Annotated in this window: 15 protein-coding genes; 9 read left to right on the plus strand and 6 right to left on the minus strand. The window is 53.0% G+C overall.

Annotated features, from left to right (window positions below; genetic code table 11):
• Positions 1–99 precede the first annotated feature (99 nt).
• The 3 genes from ACLJNW_RS09655 to ACLJNW_RS09665 are packed head-to-tail and all read left to right on the plus strand — an operon-like array spanning position 100 to position 1,679.
• On the plus strand, positions 100–429 hold the full coding sequence (locus tag ACLJNW_RS09655; protein ID WP_023204721.1) for a YqcC family protein: 330 nt from the start codon (positions 100–102) through the stop codon (positions 427–429).
• Positions 429–1,211, plus strand: a complete 783-nt coding sequence (gene truC, locus ACLJNW_RS09660; protein WP_000890030.1) for a tRNA pseudouridine(65) synthase TruC — start codon at positions 429–431, stop codon at positions 1,209–1,211. Before ACLJNW_RS09655 ends, truC begins: the two co-directional genes overlap by 1 nt.
• A gap of 18 nt (positions 1,212–1,229) precedes the next feature.
• A complete protein-coding gene (locus tag ACLJNW_RS09665; RefSeq protein ID WP_000807736.1) occupies positions 1,230–1,679 on the plus strand; it encodes a flavodoxin in 450 nt (149 codons plus the stop codon).
• A gap of 149 nt (positions 1,680–1,828) precedes the next feature.
• Here the strand turns inward: ACLJNW_RS09665 and ACLJNW_RS09670 are convergent, their stop codons facing one another.
• Complete coding sequence (locus ACLJNW_RS09670; RefSeq protein ID WP_001626563.1) at positions 1,829–2,080, minus strand: hypothetical protein; 252 nt, start codon at positions 2,078–2,080, stop codon at positions 1,829–1,831.
• Between the two features lie 79 nt (positions 2,081–2,159).
• Here ACLJNW_RS09670 and gudP point away from each other — a divergent pair, with 79 nt between their 5' ends.
• The 4 genes from gudP to ACLJNW_RS09690 all read left to right on the plus strand — a co-directional run bounded on the left by gudP (position 2,160) and on the right by ACLJNW_RS09690 (position 7,436).
• The gene (gene gudP, locus ACLJNW_RS09675; RefSeq protein ID WP_000097015.1) at positions 2,160–3,518 is read left to right on the plus strand and encodes a galactarate/glucarate/glycerate transporter GudP; all 1,359 of its coding nucleotides are present in this window, start codon (positions 2,160–2,162) and stop codon (positions 3,516–3,518) included.
• Entirely contained in the window at positions 3,515–4,855 is a 1,341-nt protein-coding gene (locus tag ACLJNW_RS09680; RefSeq protein WP_000211806.1) for an enolase C-terminal domain-like protein, read from the plus strand. Before gudP ends, ACLJNW_RS09680 begins: the two co-directional genes overlap by 4 nt.
• A gap of 20 nt (positions 4,856–4,875) precedes the next feature.
• Entirely contained in the window at positions 4,876–6,216 is a 1,341-nt protein-coding gene (gene gudD, locus ACLJNW_RS09685) for a glucarate dehydratase (protein WP_000107113.1), read from the plus strand.
• Between the two features lie 77 nt (positions 6,217–6,293).
• Positions 6,294–7,436 (plus strand): glycerate kinase, encoded by a 1,143-nt coding sequence (locus tag ACLJNW_RS09690; protein ID WP_023204720.1) that lies wholly within the window; start codon positions 6,294–6,296, stop codon positions 7,434–7,436.
• Between the two features lie 43 nt (positions 7,437–7,479).
• Here the strand turns inward: ACLJNW_RS09690 and barA are convergent, their stop codons facing one another.
• Positions 7,480–10,236 (minus strand): two-component sensor histidine kinase BarA, encoded by a 2,757-nt coding sequence (gene barA, locus ACLJNW_RS09695; protein WP_000186400.1) that lies wholly within the window; start codon positions 10,234–10,236, stop codon positions 7,480–7,482.
• Between the two features lie 57 nt (positions 10,237–10,293).
• Between barA and rlmD the strand changes: the two genes are divergently transcribed.
• Both rlmD and relA read left to right on the plus strand, forming a co-directional pair.
• Positions 10,294–11,589, plus strand: coding sequence for a 23S rRNA (uracil(1939)-C(5))-methyltransferase RlmD (gene rlmD, locus ACLJNW_RS09700; RefSeq protein WP_023204719.1), 1,296 nt, complete (start codon positions 10,294–10,296; stop codon positions 11,587–11,589).
• A 51-nt stretch (positions 11,590–11,640) separates the two neighbouring features.
• Positions 11,641–13,875, plus strand: a complete 2,235-nt coding sequence (gene relA, locus ACLJNW_RS09705) for a GTP diphosphokinase (RefSeq protein WP_024154716.1) — start codon at positions 11,641–11,643, stop codon at positions 13,873–13,875.
• A 349-nt stretch (positions 13,876–14,224) separates the two neighbouring features.
• On the opposite strand, the gene ACLJNW_RS09710 is transcribed toward relA, so the two are convergent.
• The 4 genes from ACLJNW_RS09710 to ACLJNW_RS09725 are packed head-to-tail and all read right to left on the minus strand — an operon-like array spanning position 14,225 to position 16,835.
• Positions 14,225–15,256, minus strand: coding sequence for a hypothetical protein (locus tag ACLJNW_RS09710; protein WP_023204604.1), 1,032 nt, complete (start codon positions 15,254–15,256; stop codon positions 14,225–14,227).
• A gap of 54 nt (positions 15,257–15,310) precedes the next feature.
• Complete coding sequence (locus ACLJNW_RS09715; protein ID WP_001079646.1) at positions 15,311–15,847, minus strand: fimbrial protein; 537 nt, start codon at positions 15,845–15,847, stop codon at positions 15,311–15,313.
• Positions 15,844–16,314, minus strand: coding sequence for a fimbrial protein (locus tag ACLJNW_RS09720; protein WP_000832396.1), 471 nt, complete (start codon positions 16,312–16,314; stop codon positions 15,844–15,846). Before ACLJNW_RS09720 ends, ACLJNW_RS09715 begins: the two co-directional genes overlap by 4 nt.
• A gap of 14 nt (positions 16,315–16,328) precedes the next feature.
• On the minus strand, positions 16,329–16,835 hold the full coding sequence (locus tag ACLJNW_RS09725; RefSeq protein WP_000178258.1) for a fimbrial protein: 507 nt from the start codon (positions 16,833–16,835) through the stop codon (positions 16,329–16,331).
• Positions 16,836–16,850: the final 15 nt, after the last annotated feature.

The following is a 16,850-nucleotide window of genomic DNA, read 5'->3' on the forward strand; positions in this document are numbered from 1 at the left end:
AGCTGGAATGCTGCGAAACGAACCGGGAGCACTGTTTATACAGTGCTCCCTTTTTTTTGTTATTCTTCGCGCCAGATTTTCATCATTGAGGTTTTTAACATGACGACTCATGACCGTGTGCGTCAGCAGTTACATACGCTTGAAACGCTGCTGCGCGAGCATCGCCACTGGCGGCAGGATGCGCCGCAGGCGCACCTGTTTACCAGCACCCAACCATTTTTTATGGATACCATGGAACCGCTGGAATGGCTGCAATGGGTATTGATTCCACGTATGCATACCCTACTTGATAATGCGCAGCCGCTGCCCGAGGCATTTGCCGTCGCCCCTTATTATGAAATGGCGCTGGCGGCGAATCATCCGCAGCGGGAGGCGATCCTGGCGGTTTTGCAGGATCTGGATGCGCTATTCGTCCGCGATAAATCCTGATGCTGGAGATCCTCTATCAAGACCCGTGGCTGGTTGCCGTGAATAAACCCGCAGGCTGGCTTGTTCACCGGAGCTGGCTGGATCGCGACGAAAAAGTCGTGGTCATGCAAACGGTGCGCGACCAAATCGGCCAGCATGTTTTTACCGCCCACCGTCTCGACAGACCCACGTCGGGCGTACTGTTAATGGGGCTGTCCAGCGAAGCGGGACGCCGTCTGGCGCAGCAGTTCGAGCAGCACCACATCCGTAAACGCTACCATGCCATTGTGCGCGGCTGGCTGATGGATGACGCGGTACTGGATTATCCGCTGGTGGAAGAGCGCGATAAAATTGCCGATAAATTCGCCCGCGAAGATAAAGCGCCCCAGCCGGCTGTAACGCAGTATCGCGGACTGGCGACGGTCGAAATGGCGGTACCGACCGGGCGTTATCCCACCACGCGTTATGGTCTGGTTGAGCTGGAACCAAAAACGGGACGTAAGCACCAGCTCCGTCGTCATCTGGCGCATCTGCGTCATCCTATCATCGGCGACAGTAAACATGGCGATTTGCGACAAAACCGCAGCGCCGCAGAGCATTTTGCCTGTCGTCGCCTGATGCTTCATGCCAGTCGGCTTGAGCTGACGCACCCCTTCACCGGACAGCCGTTGATGATTCAGGCCGGGTTGGATGAAACCTGGATGCAGGCGCTGACACAGTTTGGCTGGCGTGGACTTCTCCCTGACAATGAAAGGGTTGAGTTTACGGCGGCGTCCCGGCAGGATGAGACTCATCAGGCATAATTCAGGGAGATACGCATAATGGCAGAAATTGGTATTTTTGTCGGGACCATGTATGGCAACTCACTGCTGGTGGCGGAAGAAGCGGAAGCGATCCTCGCCAGACAGGGCCACAGCGCGACCGTGTTTGAAGATCCTGAACTGTCCGACTGGCAGCAATATCAGGATAAGGTTGCGCTGGTCGTTACCTCGACGACCGGGCAGGGCGATCTACCGGATAGCATTGCGCCGCTCTTTCACGGCATTAAAGATACGTTGGGTTTTCAGCCAAACCTGCGTTACGGGGTGATTGCGCTAGGTGATAGCAGCTACCCCAATTTCTGTAATGGCGGCAAACAGTTTGATGCCCTGTTGCAAGAGCAAAGCGCGCAGCGGGTGGGGGAGATGTTATTCATTGACGCCAGCGAACATCCGGAGCCGGAGAGCCAATCCAATCCCTGGGTTGAAAACTGGGGAACTTTACTTTCCTGAGGTAAATCCCTCCCCCCTACGGGAGGGTACCTTTTCGTTTGCTTGCGTTGCCAGTAAGCAAAATCACGACCTGTACACAGTGTAAAGTAACTGAATCGTGTTAGCTTTGGGCATATGCCCGCAAAAGCGGCAGTTTTTTACGGGCGTTTTCATGTAATCAAGCGACCTGTTTCACATTCTTCTCTTTTTACTCCTCCTGCGTCGACGCCGACGCCTTCTGATTTCATTTCCGTGAAGTGGCTTCCACTGTCCTGGGCTTTTGCCATAAACAGGCGTAATTCATCGCCAAAATACTGTGTTGTTGCACGGTGAGTGTGTGTGGCGCGCTTTTTATACTTCTCCTGCCAGTGAATAAAAGCATGCAGCGTGCAAAGCAAACGACCTAATAAAAGCTGCAACAAGGAAACGTTATCTCTGATTCCCTACCGGTTGTGCAGTTCAGAGTGAGCGTAGCTAACGCGAAATTTCAGGAGTGCAACAATGAGTTCATTAAGTCACGCGGCGAGCAGTGCGGAGAAACGCACGAACGCCCGCTACTGGATAGTGGTGATGCTGTTTATCGTCACATCCTTCAACTACGGCGACCGCGCCACATTGTCCATTGCCGGCTCAGAAATGGCCAAAGATATCGGCCTTGATCCGGTAGGCATGGGCTATGTTTTTTCTGCTTTTTCATGGGCCTATGTTATCGGGCAGATCCCGGGCGGCTGGCTGCTGGACCGCTTTGGTTCCAAACGCGTCTATTTCTGGTCTATTTTCATTTGGTCAGTCTTCACCCTGTTGCAGGGTTTTGTCGATATCTTTAGTGGTTTCGGCATTATTGTCGCCCTCTTTACGCTTCGTTTCCTGGTCGGTCTGGCGGAATCGCCTTCTTTCCCGGGCAACAGTCGCATTGTTGCAGCCTGGTTCCCGGCGCAGGAGAGGGGAACGGCGGTGGCCATCTTTAACTCCGCGCAATACTTTGCCACGGTTATTTTCGCGCCAATTATGGGCTGGCTGACGCACGAAGTGGGCTGGTCGCATGTCTTCTTCTTTATGGGCGGGTTAGGGATCATCATCAGTTTTATCTGGTTGAAAGTTATCCATGAACCAAATAACCATCCGGGCGTAAATAAGAAAGAGTTGGAGTACATCGCAGAAGGCGGCGCGCTGATCAATATGGATCAGAAAGACACCAAAGCGAAAGTACCGTTTAGCGTCAAATGGGGCCAGATCAAACAGCTGCTGGGCTCTCGTATGATGATTGGCGTTTACATCGGTCAGTACTGTATTAACGCATTGACCTATTTCTTTATTACCTGGTTCCCGGTCTATTTGGTCCAGGCGCGCGGCATGTCGATTCTCAAAGCGGGCTTTGTCGCCTCGGTTCCTGCAGTCTGCGGCTTTATCGGCGGCGTGTTGGGCGGCATCATTTCCGACTGGCTGATGCGTCGTACTGGCTCCCTGAATATCGCGCGCAAGACGCCGATTGTGCTGGGAATGTTGCTGTCAATGGTTATGGTGTTCTGTAACTATGTGAACGTGGAATGGATGATCATCGGCTTTATGGCGTTGGCCTTCTTCGGTAAAGGTATCGGCGCGTTGGGCTGGGCAGTAATGGCGGATACCGCGCCGAAAGAGATCAGCGGTCTTTCCGGCGGCTTGTTTAATATGTTCGGCAATATCTCCGGTATTGTGACGCCAATCGCGATTGGTTACATCGTTGGCACCACCGGTTCCTTCAACGGCGCGTTGATCTATGTCGGCGTACATGCCCTGGTGGCCATCATCAGCTATCTGGTGCTGGTAGGTGATATTAAGCGTATTGAACTGAAACCTGTCGCAGGACAATTATCATGACAACGCAATCCAGTCCCGTTATTACGGACATGAAGGTCATTCCGGTTGCCGGACATGACAGTATGCTACTCAACATCGGCGGCGCGCATAACGCGTACTTCACCCGTAACATCGTCGTCCTCACCGATAACGCCGGGCATACTGGCGTCGGCGAGGCGCCGGGCGGAGAAGTGATTTATCAGACGCTGGTCGATGCTATTCCGATGGTATTAGGCCAGGAAGTCGCCCGCCTGAACAAAGTGGTGCAGCAGGTGCATAAAGGCAACCAGGCTGCTGATTTTGACACCTTTGGTAAAGGCGCATGGACGTTTGAACTGCGGGTTAACGCGGTGGCAGCTTTGGAAGCGGCGCTGCTTGATCTACTGGGGCAGGCGCTTAATGTGCCGGTCTGTGAACTGTTAGGACCCGGTAAACAGCGCGATGCCGTCACCGTGTTGGGCTATCTCTTCTATATTGGTGATCGCACTAAAACCGATCTGCCGTATCTGGAAAGCACGCCGGGCAGTCATGAATGGTATCGCCTGCGCCATCAGGAAGCGCTGAACAGCGACGCGGTCGTGCGGCTGGCGGAAGCGTCTCAGGATCGCTACGGCTTTAAAGATTTTAAACTCAAGGGCGGCGTGCTGCCGGGCGAACAAGAGATTGATACCGTTCGCGCGCTAAAAAAACGCTTCCCGGACGCACGTATTACCGTGGATCCGAACGGCGCCTGGCTACTGGATGAAGCCATTGCGTTGTGCAAAGGGCTGAATGATGTACTGACCTACGCGGAAGATCCGTGCGGCGCGGAGCAAGGATTCTCTGGTCGTGAAGTCATGGCGGAGTTCCGCCGCGCGACAGGACTGCCGGTGGCGACCAATATGATTGCCACCAACTGGCGTGAAATGGGACATGCAGTGATGCTCAACGCGGTAGATATTCCTCTTGCCGACCCGCATTTCTGGACCCTCACCGGCGCCGTTCGCGTGGCGCAACTGTGCGATGACTGGGGGCTAACCTGGGGCTGCCATTCGAATAACCATTTTGATATTTCACTGGCGATGTTTACCCATGTCGGCGCGGCGGCGCCAGGCAAACCCACCGCTATTGATACGCACTGGATCTGGCAGGAGGGCGATTGCCGCCTGACTAAAAATCCGCTGGAAATTAAAAACGGCAAAATTGCCGTTCCGGATGCGCCAGGACTGGGCGTGGAGCTTGACTGGGAACAGGTGCGAAAAGCGCATGACGCGTATAAAAAGCTGCCAGGCGGCGCGCGTAATGATGCAGGCCCGATGCAATACCTGATCCCCGGCTGGACTTTTGACCGCAAACGCCCTGTTTTTGGTCGTCACTAATTCTGAATAAGGACACAGTTATGAGTACTCAATTTACGACGCCTGTAGTGACTGAAATGCAGGTTATCCCGGTTGCGGGTCATGACAGTATGCTGATGAACCTGAGCGGCGCGCACGCCCCGTTCTTCACGCGCAACATCGTCATTATTAAAGATAACTCCGGTCATACCGGGGTCGGCGAGATTCCTGGCGGCGAAAAAATTCGCAAAACGCTGGAAGATGCGATCCCACTGGTGGTGGGAAAAACGCTGGGTGAATATAAAAATGTCCTGACCGCCGTTCGCAACCAGTTTGCCGATCGCGATGCGGGCGGACGCGGTTTACAAACGTTCGATCTCCGTACCACTATCCATGTGGTGACGGGCATTGAAGCGGCAATGCTTGACCTTTTGGGCCAACATCTGGGCGTCAACGTCGCTTCGCTGTTAGGCGACGGTCAGCAGCGCAGCGAAGTCGAAATGCTGGGTTATCTGTTCTTTGTCGGCAATCGCAAGGCTACGCCGCTGCCGTATCAGAGCCAGCCGGATGAGCAATGCGACTGGTATCGTTTGCGCCATGAAGAGGCGATGACGCCGGAAACGGTAGTGCGTCTGGCGGAAGCCGCCTATGAAAAATACGGCTTCAACGACTTCAAACTGAAAGGCGGCGTGCTGGCGGGCGAAGAAGAGGCCGAGTCAATCGTGGCGCTGGCGAAACGTTTCCCACAAGCGCGCGTTACGCTCGATCCAAACGGTGCCTGGTCGCTGAACGAAGCGATCAGCATTGGTAAATACCTGAAAGGTTCTCTGGCCTATGCAGAAGATCCGTGCGGCGCGGAGCAGGGTTTTTCCGGACGTGAAGTGATGGCGGAATTCCGTCGCGCGACCGGATTACCGACGGCCACCAATATGATAGCGACCGACTGGCGTCAAATGGGGCATACGCTGTCGCTGCAATCCGTCGATATCCCGCTGGCGGACCCGCACTTCTGGACTATGCAAGGCTCTGTACGCGTGGCGCAAATGTGCCATGAGTTCGGTCTGACCTGGGGCTCGCACTCTAACAACCACTTTGATATTTCGTTGGCGATGTTTACCCATGTTGCCGCGGCGGCGCCGGGCAAGATCACCGCGATCGATACCCACTGGATCTGGCAGGAAGGCAACCAACGTCTGACTAAAGAACCGTTTGAAATTAAAGGCGGCATGGTGCAAGTACCGACCAAACCGGGTCTGGGCGTTGAGCTCGATATGGATCAGGTGATGAAAGCGCATGAGCTCTATCAAAAACATGGCTTAGGCGCGCGTGACGACGCGATGGGAATGCAGTACTTAATTCCTGGCTGGACGTTTGATAATAAGCGTCCTTGCATGGTGCGTTAAGTCAGAGCCGGTTCCGTAAGGAACCGGTTCTTCTCTGGGTGTATGCTTAACAGGATCAACATGCGTAAGGACGACTTATGAAAATAGTGATCGCACCAGACTCGTATAAGGAAAGTTTGAGTGCTCTTGAGGTAGCGACCGCCATTGAACAAGGATTTCGCGAGATCTGGCCTGACGCCGATTACCTGAAATTGCCGCTGGCTGATGGCGGAGAAGGTACTGTCGAAGCGATGGTTGAAGCGACGGCGGGTCGAATCGTGCATGTTGAGGTCACCGGGCCGTTGGGGCATCGCGTCAATGCGTTTTATGGGCTTTCCGGCGATGCGCGTTCCGCATTCATTGAAATGGCGGCCGCCAGCGGGCTGGAGCAGGTGCCGCCCGCGCAACGCGATCCGTTGAAGACCACGTCATGGGGAACTGGCGAGCTGATCCGTCATGCGCTGGATGCGGGCGTTGAGCATATCATTATTGGTATCGGCGGTAGCGCCACCAACGATGGCGGCGCGGGGATGGTACAGGCGCTGGGGGCCAGGCTACGGGATGCGCAGGGCAATGATATTGCGCAAGGCGGCATTGGGCTGGAAACACTCGCCAGCATTGATATCAGCGGCCTGGATAAGCGTTTGTCGGCGTGCCATATAGAGGTCGCCTGCGATGTCACGAATCCCCTTACCGGCAAAGAGGGCGCGTCTGCGGTTTTTGGTCCGCAAAAAGGGGCGACGCCGGAAATGATTGAACGCCTGGATACGGCATTGACTCGCTATGCGCATTTGATTGCCCGCGATCTGCATGTCGATGTGTTGGATCTGGCAGGCGGCGGAGCGGCAGGCGGCATGGGGGCGGCGTTATACGCGTTTTGCGGCGCGCAGCTACGGCGTGGTATTGAGATTGTCACCGATGCGCTTCATCTGGAAGCGTGTCTTGCGGATGCTGATTTAGTCATCACCGGCGAGGGACGCATCGACAGCCAGACCATTCACGGTAAAGTCCCTATTGGCGTGGCAAACATCGCCAAACGGTATAACAAGCCGGTAATTGGTATAGCGGGTAGCCTGACGGCGGACGTTGGCGTGGTTCATGAACATGGGCTTGATGCCGTTTTCAGCGTGATTTATACCAGCTGCACGCTGGAGGACGCGCTGAAGAATGCGAGTGAAAACGTACGAATGACCGCGCGCAACGTGGCTGCAACGCTGAAAGCGGGGCAACAGTTACGCTGAGTTGTAGGCCGGATAAGGCGGTCACGCCGCCATCCGGCGAATATCAGCCTAATATCTTCTTCGCTTCACGCGCGACATTATCCATCTCATCCAGCAGCTCCAGAAACTCAGGCTCCAGCTCCTCTTCGTGGACGCCGCTGCGAAGCTGTTGCTCAATAAGCTGGCAAAGGTTCTTCATCCGCGGTACGCCGCTATAGCCGCAGCTCCCGTGTAGCTTATGGACCAGATCGACCAGGCCGTTGGGATTTTCTCCCACCAGTTGTTCTTCAATTTTGTTGCGCACTTCCGGCAGAAAATCAATCAGCATTTGCAGCATATCCCGCGCCAGATCGGGCTTACCGGCAGCCTGGCGGAGCGCAAGCTGCCAGTCGAGCGTTGCATTCGGATTGAAGATAAATTCAGCTGGTTCCGGCGCCATCAGACGCGCTGCTACGTTGGCGCCAGGTTTATAGCGCAGCAACAGATTATGCAACTTCTCTTCTTCTATCGGTTTAGCCAGATAGTCGTTCATGCCCGCGCTGAGCAACTTCTCTTTTTGCCCGGCCATCGCATGTGCCGTAACGGCAATAACCGGTGTTTGCTGCTGATGAGGAAGCTGGTGAATCAATTCGCAGGCGCGTATGCCGTCCATATCCGGCATCTGAATATCCATCAAAATCAGATCAAACTGCATTTGTTTCGCCCGATCCACCGCCTGATGTCCGCTATCACAAAGCTCTACGTGCTGGACTTTATCTTCCAGTAACGCGCCGATAAGCTTCAGATTAGCGGGATTATCATCAACCGCCATAACCGTCATGGTGATTTTACTGGTATCCATTAGCAGCGGTTCAGGATGGTGATTCAACTGGCAATATTCTGTCAGCGCTGGCAACAGGCGCGTTGACGTCAATGGTTTTAACAGACAGGCCGCCGCGCCTCCTTGTTTCAGCTTTTCGGCGTTAATTTGCGCATGGCAAGGTAGCGCCAGCAGTAGAAAGTCCGTCATTGACGCCGCTTTCGCCAGACGTTCATGCTGCATGGTGAGCGGCTCGCGGAAGGTCACCGGAACGCTCAAAATCATAATATCGTAGTGCGCTAACGGCAGCGCGGAGAAGGTCGGGCTGTAAACCACCTCCACCGGCGTGTCGCTCAGTAGATCCAGGGTACATTGCGCGGCGGTAGCATTCGGTTCGACATAAGCCAGCCGTTTTCCGGCCAGACATGCGGTCGACGGCCCGTCAATAATAACATTTGGGTTAAGATCAAGATTAATATGAAACCAGAAGGTCGAGCCGCGATTAGGCTGGCTGTGGAAAGAGATATCCCCGCCCATTTCGTTGACCAGCTTTTGCGTAATCACCAGCCCAAGCCCGGTGCCGCCGTGACGGCGAGAAATACTGGCATCGGCCTGGCGAAACGCCTGAAACAGTCGCGACTGGTCGCGTTCCGGAATGCCGATCCCCGTATCCCGGATCTGCACTTCAATCTGTACTTTGGTGTTACTGAGCGCCCGCTTTTCTACCAGAATATCGATATTGCCACTCTCGGTGAACTTAATGGCATTACCCACCAGATTAGTAATGACCTGTTGCAGGCGCAGCGGGTCGCCAATCACATTATCCGGGACGTCGTTTTTAATATTTAACGTCAACTCCAGCCCTTTATCATGCGACGAGTGGGCCAGCAGCGTAACCACTTCATCCAGCGTGTTGCGCAGTGGAAAAGGGATACTTTCCAGAATGAGCTTACCGGCTTCCAGCTTGGAGAAGTCGAGCACGTCATTAATGATCGCCAGCAGATTATTCGCGGAACGCTCAATGGTGTTCAGATGGTCACGCTGGGTGGGGTTCAGCTCCGTTTTTAATGTCAGGCGGGTAAAGCCAATGACGCCGTTCAGCGGCGTTCGCAGTTCGTGCGACATGTTCGCCAGGAACTCCGACTTAATACGCGCCGCTTCCTGGGCGCGCTTTTTCGCCAGATCCAGCTCAACGTTTTGGATTTCCATCTGCTCAAGGGTTTCACGCAGGTCTGAAGTGGCCTGATCGATATTATGCTGCATCTCTTCGTGATAGGCGGCAAGCGACATCGCCATGGAATTAATGCCGTTTTTCAGCATATCCAGTTCGCCCAGCATAAATCCTTCCACACGGCTATCCAGTTGTCCGCGGCGAATGCGGTCAACGGTATTCACCATATTACGGATAGGCCCGGTGACATCGCGCATAAGCCGCCAGCCAAAGATTAGCGCAATGCCAATACAAAAAAGCATCATCACGCTGGAGATAAAAATCTCTTTGTATTGCTGTAGCCTGACCGACTTGAGATCCAGTTCAAGCGCCACATACCCCAGCATATTTTTGGTATTTTTCGCGTCAGCAATCGCTGACTCGTCCGGCGAATAGCTCTCCGAGATAATCGGGGTGCGCAGAATCATAATATCGCCGTGGCGATCAACGCTCAGACGACGTGGAAACGGCGCTCCGGCGGGAAGCTGCATCTGTGAGGGGTCCAGATGGAAATTAGACGTTACAAACAGGCGGTTATGATCGTCATAAACGGAAATTGCCCGCACAATATCAGAGTGTCTGCGGTGCAGGACGCTGATAAGTTGGCCGATAGACTCCCGGTTTTGTAAGTTCATACCATATTCGCTGGAGACGGCGAGCGGTTCAATAATACTGGCGCCGGCATCTTCCAGTTGACGCTGCAGGTCGTTATAGCGGTGCACTACAAAAAAGATACTGAGCAGCAAACCTATCAGGACGGTCGGGGCCAGGATCAGAATCATCATGCGTGCGCGCAGGCTGTAGTTGGTCATGGAGTTCCGTTATGGGACAATTAGGGTCACACTGTTAAATTGAGAAAAAGCTGGTCAATGGCGCAATTCTACTCTGCAAAACGGCGCGTGACGACGCGTCAGATCATAACCGTTAAAGTCAATGACCTCGATTCATTTGGTCAGGGCGTAGCCCGTCATAACGGAAAGGCGCTGTTTATCCCCGGTTTATTGCCTGAGGAAAGCGCAGAAGTCATTATTACAGAAGATAAAAAGCAATTTGCCCGCGCACGCGTTTCGCGCCGTTTGAATGATAGCCCGGAACGAGAAACGCCGCGCTGCCCGCATTTTGGCGTCTGCGGCGGTTGTCAGCAACAGCATGTCAGCATCACCCTGCAACAACGCAGCAAAAGCGCGGCGCTGGCGCGTTTGATGAAACACGAGGTGAATGACATCATCGCCGGTGCGCCCTGGGGTTATCGGCGTCGTGCGCGGTTAAGTCTGAATTGCCCGCCGGATAAACCGCTGCAAATGGGATTTCGCAAAGCGGGTTCCAGCGATATCGTCAATGTCGAACAGTGCCCCGTTTTGGCGCCCCAGCTTGAAGCATTGCTGCCCCGAATCAGGGCGTGTCTGGCGAGTTTACACGGCACCCGACATCTTGGGCATGTTGAGCTGGTACAGGCGGGAAGCGGTACGCTGATGATTCTGCGCCATACCGCGCCATTAAGTGCGGCGGATAAAGAAAAACTGGAACGCTTTTCGCATTCTGAGGGATTGTCTCTGTTTCTGGCGCCGTTTAGCGAGATACTGGAAACGGTATCTGGCGAGGCGCCCTGGTATGATTCGCACGGCTTACGTTTAGCCTTCAGTCCGCGAGACTTTATTCAGGTTAATGAGGCGGTAAACCAGCAAATGGTCGCCCGCGCGCTGGAGTGGCTTGATGTGCGCGCCGAGGATCGTGTCCTGGATCTGTTCTGCGGAATGGGGAATTTTACGCTGCCGCTGGCAACGCGCGCGGCAAGCGTGGTAGGGGTTGAGGGCGTTCCGGCGCTGGTAGAAAAAGGCCGTGAAAACGCCATCCGCAATGGTTTACATAATGTGACATTCTTCCATGAGAACCTGGAGGAAGATGTCACGAAGCAGCCGTGGGCGAAAAACGGCTTTGACAAAGTCTTACTCGATCCTGCGCGTGCGGGGGCTACAGGAGTGATGCGACATATTATAAAATTAAAACCTATTCGCATTGTTTATGTATCCTGTAACCCGGCGACGCTGGCGCGCGATAGTGAAGCGCTGGTCAATGCGGGATATGAGGTTACGCGTTTAGCGATGCTCGACATGTTCCCGCACACAGGACATCTGGAATCAATGGTTCTGTTCGAGCGCATGTAATGATTACCGGCTTACCGACTTCGGTAGGCCTGGTCCCTTAAGGAGAGGACGATGGTCGCGGTAAGAAGTGCACATATTAATAAAGCTGGTGAATTTGATCCGAAGAAGTGGATCGCAAGCCTGGGAATTTCCAGCCAGCAGTCGTGTGAGCGCTTAGCCGAAACCTGGGCGTATTGCCTGCAACAGACACAAGGACATCCGGATGCGGATCTGTTGCTGTGGCGTGGCGTGGAGATGGTAGAAATTCTTTCCACGCTGAGTATGGATATCGACACGCTGCGGGCGGCGCTACTGTTCCCTCTGGCCGACGCCAACGTAGTCAGCGAAGATGTACTGCGCGAAAGCGTCGGCAAATCTATCGTTACCCTGATTCATGGCGTGCGCGATATGGCGGCGATCCGCCAGTTAAACGCCACTCATAACGACTCTGTTTCTTCGGAGCAGGTTGATAACGTCCGTCGAATGTTATTGGCGATGGTGGATGATTTCCGCTGCGTGGTCATCAAACTGGCCGAGCGAATCGCTCATTTGCGCGAAGTGAAAGAGGCGCCGGAAGATGAGCGCGTGCTGGTGGCGAAAGAATGTACCAACATCTATGCGCCGCTCGCTAATCGTCTGGGCATCGGGCAACTGAAGTGGGAACTGGAAGACTACTGTTTCCGCTACCTGCATCCGGCGGAATACAAACGCATCGCCAAACTGCTGCATGAGCGCCGTCTCGATCGCGAACATTACATCGAAGAGTTTGTTGGACATCTGCGCGCCGAAATGAAAAACGAAGGCGTGCAGGCGGAAGTCTACGGACGACCAAAACATATTTATAGCATCTGGCGCAAAATGCAGAAAAAGCATCTGGCGTTTGATGAACTCTTTGACGTGCGCGCCGTGCGTATCGTCGCTGAACGTCTGCAAGACTGCTACGCCGCGTTGGGGATAGTGCATACGCACTATCGTCACCTGCCGGATGAATTCGATGATTATGTCGCTAACCCCAAACCGAACGGTTACCAGTCTATCCACACCGTGGTCCTGGGGCCGGGCGGTAAAACCGTTGAGATCCAGATCCGTACCAAACAGATGCATGAAGACGCCGAACTGGGCGTGGCGGCACACTGGAAGTATAAAGAAGGCGCCGCGTCCGGCGGCGTGCGTTCCGGTCATGAAGACAGAATTGCGTGGCTGCGTAAGCTGATCGCCTGGCAGGAAGAGATGGCCGACTCCGGCGAAATGCTGGATGAAGTGCGCAGCCAGGTGTTTGACGATCGGGTCTACGTTTTTACGCCAAAAGGCGACGTGGTTGACTTGCCTGCCGGATCTACGCCGCTCGATTTTGCTTACCACATCCACAGCGATGTTGGGCACCGCTGCATTGGCGCTAAAATTGGTGGGCGTATTGTGCCATTCACCTATCAGTTGCAGATGGGTGATCAAATTGAAATTATCACGCAGAAGCAGCCGAATCCCAGCCGCGACTGGCTGAATCCAAACCTGGGCTATGTGACGACCAGCCGCGGACGCTCGAAAATTCACGCCTGGTTCCGCAAGCAGGATCGTGACAAAAATATCCAGGCTGGACGGCAGATCCTCGACGATGAGCTGGCGCATTTGGGGATTAGCCTGAAAGAGGCCGAAAAACATCTGCTGCCGCGCTACAACTTTAATGAGCTGGAAGAGTTGCTGGCGGCGATAGGCGGCGGCGATATCCGTCTTAATCAGATGGTGAATTTCCTGCAATCACAGTTCAATAAGCCGAGTGCAGAGGAGCAGGATGCAGCGGCGCTGAAACAGCTTCAGCAAAAAACATACGCGCCGCAAAATCGTCGTAAAGACGACGGGCGCGTGGTGGTAGAAGGCGTGGGTAATTTGATGCACCACATCGCCCGCTGCTGCCAGCCGATTCCGGGGGATGAAATTGTCGGCTTCATTACTCAAGGGCGAGGGATTTCCGTGCACCGGGCCGACTGCGAACAGCTGGCGGAACTGCGCTCCCATGCGCCGGAGCGGATCGTAGAGGCGGTATGGGGCGAAAGCTACTCGGCGGGATATTCGCTGGTGGTGCGCGTCCAGGCCAACGATCGCAGCGGCTTGCTGCGCGATATCACCACTATTCTGGCTAACGAAAAAGTCAACGTGCTGGGCGTCGCCAGCCGCAGCGACATTAAACAGCAGATCGCCACCATTGATATGACCATCGAGATCTACAACCTGCAGGTGCTGGGCCGCGTGCTCGGTAAGCTGAACCAGGTGCCGGATGTGATTGATGCACGGCGACTGCACGGGGGGTAAAGTGAAACGTTATTATCTACAAAGTAGTCTGATATATCTACCCGTTATACTTTACGTTGCCTGTGTGTTTGCATGGCCCGGCTCTCCGGGCCTCGCCCTAAAGGGCCGCCGTAAGTGGCGTTCACATCGGCCTTGCCAATTTGTCCTCGCTCCCCCCAGTCACTGACCAGCGTAAGCCCCGGGGATTGATGGGGGACATCCTTGTCCCCCACCGCAGGCAGCCTTCGGCTGTTCAAATTCGTATCAGACGAATTTGTCACTGCGTCGCCGCCTGCCTGCAACTCGAATTATTTAGGGTATATGAGTATAAAAGTATGCAATCGTAAACTCAGATCTATTAAGAAAAATACTATTGCCAGGGCAAAATAACTGTCACGCTGCAATTAGTATCAACGTTTATTCGTTCCCAGTTGCCGATTATTCTTCCCAGTTCGCCATTGTTGCATGCCCCCATATCACCATTCCTACATTGATAATCTACATTTGTTTTAATCCTGCTATCAGCACAAACTACATTGATCGTGCTATTTTCCAATGTATAATCGAATCCTTCACCCCACGTGACATTTTTCTCCTTATACATCAAATAAATTTTCCCTAGTTCTATATTTTCTGCCTTATCGTTATAATGAAGTTCATTATAATTTAACACGGAGTTCTTATCCAAAGACGCAGTTATGAAACCAATCGGCGATGCAACCGTATAAGTTGAATTGTTATTCGTAAAAACAGAACCTGTCCCAGAATGATATTTGTATTGACCGCATCTAGGTACCGTAAAAATAAACCCGGGATCATATAGTGGTGGCATTGTTATGTTAGAAATAACACCCGTATTAGGGGTTGGTGTTATTGCGCCTGTATTAATTACTACTGCACCACCAATCGCCATACCCTGAAAGCCACTGCCATCCATCGGGATCTCTGTTATATATCTCATTGTTCCTGTAGCATATAATTTACTTTCGATAATTGACATGCCATTATCTGTCCTTACAGGTACAGCTTTGTCTGTGTCATAACCAGTAACAAAGCATGTTATGCCGTAATAACCAGGAAAATTACCATTGAGTAATGTACACTGGGCATCTGTATTAACTTTGACATCTGCTGTTGTATATAAATTAACTGTTATGCCACCAATAAACATAGATATGAGACTTCCATTAAGCAGGGTTGCCTCATATTTTGCTGGAATAACAGTGCTATCATGCGGCCAGCTTTTGCATTGTGAGAATTCAGCCTGTTGAGCCTGAGGTAGTACTAAATAATTTGTTGAGTCACGTATTACTAATGGTTCAATCATTACATTTTGGTTAATGGCCTGAGTTATCCCAGGATATGCAATTATACTTAGAAAAAATAATACTTTTTGATTCATTTAAATTTCCATTATTTAAATAAAATATTAGAAATGAGTATATAACTTGAGAAGTTACTGATATTCAAAACTCACTGTTGCGCTACCCGAAAATTCCCCCGGCATAACCTCTTCACCAGCGTATTTTTGCAGCCTGGCCTGCAAGTTGATGGTGGTAATCCCTTCTTTCAGCACAAAAGCTGTACCCACTGTTGCATTGATACTCACTGGTTGCTGTGCAGCCGTTTCCACGCCAATCGCAAAACCACTGGCTTCCGACGAGGGCTCCAGCGCCAGCAGTCCGGGCAGGGTACTGTCTTCAACGCCCTGAAAGGTCACCAGCACGCCGTTGGCTAGCGCTGTTTTGCAATCCTGGAGGCTAAGTGTGAATGGAACAGGAGTCGTTTGCCCGCTGGCGTCGAAATTGTCACTGCCAATAGTATGAAAATCCACCGTCGCCATCGTGTCATTATCCACTACCAGGTTACAGGCGCCGGCAACCAGCTTACCGCTGTAGTGCACATTAGGCGTGGCGGCAGGTAGCGTATTGCAAACCGCCCATAACATTACGCCTCCGATCAAATGCCCGGCAGTTTGAAAAATACGGTTCATTGGTAATCCACCTGTAACGTGGCAAAAGCCTCAAAATCGCCTTCGGCAGGCTCTTTACCGGGCTGTTTTACCGGCACGGCTTTTAATGTGGGAAGCGATGACTCATCGATGGTTAGCGACGTGCCGGGAGGAAATACCGTGCCGTTCTGCTGAAGTTCAATGCCCAGCTCAGGGACATTGGTGGTTAAGGCATTTGCGGAGTAAGGCGTCGCCGTGCCCAGATAGCTCAACGTAAAAGTTAATGCGTCATCGCGAAAGCTGCTGTCGCAGGTAAGGGTCCACGGGATCTCGGTCAGGTAATTGACGCCGTCAATATTATCAATAATCACGCTACCAAAACTGACCTCCAGCGTTTCACCATTATTGATAGTACAGGCGGGCGGGTTTATCAGTTTGCCGTGAAAGGTCAAATTGTCGGCGCAGGCAAACTGGGTGATTAAAAGCGTCAGGATAAGCACCCTTTTCACTATGAATCTCTCCATCACTGGTAATCCACGACTAACGTCGCACTGGCGTTAAAATCGCCCCCCGCTAACTGCGTGGTGGGCTCTTTAACCGGTACGGCTTCCAGCTCCGGCCCATTGCTGCCGCTCAGGGTGAAGTTCAGCCAATCCGTTATGCCAACCGGAACCAGTTGCTTATTGCCCGCCTGCTGAATACGGATGCCTAACCCCTGCACCGAAGTTTGCAGAACCTGCTCCCCGCTGATGGTGGTAGTGGTCCCCTGAATTTGTAGCTTCAGATAGTCGCTCGCTCTGCCATCGCAGTTCAGGCTGTAGCCCACAGGTTTCGTTTGAGAAGCATCGCCAACTTTGGTGGTCAGGACATCGCCAAACTCTACGGAAGCGCCGCCTATCGTACAGGGCGGTGGTTGAGTGACGACCAGATGCAGCTCCAGTTGCACGGTTTTTGTGCCGGCAGCCTCGGTGCCGGTAACGAATCCACCGCACAGCAGCACCAGTATTTTCCAGCGAGTCAACATCGTCATGGATCTCTTTCGCAC

This window comes from Salmonella sp. SAL4457 (genome assembly GCF_046548235.1).
GTDB classification, from domain to species: domain Bacteria; phylum Pseudomonadota; class Gammaproteobacteria; order Enterobacterales; family Enterobacteriaceae; genus Salmonella; species Salmonella enterica.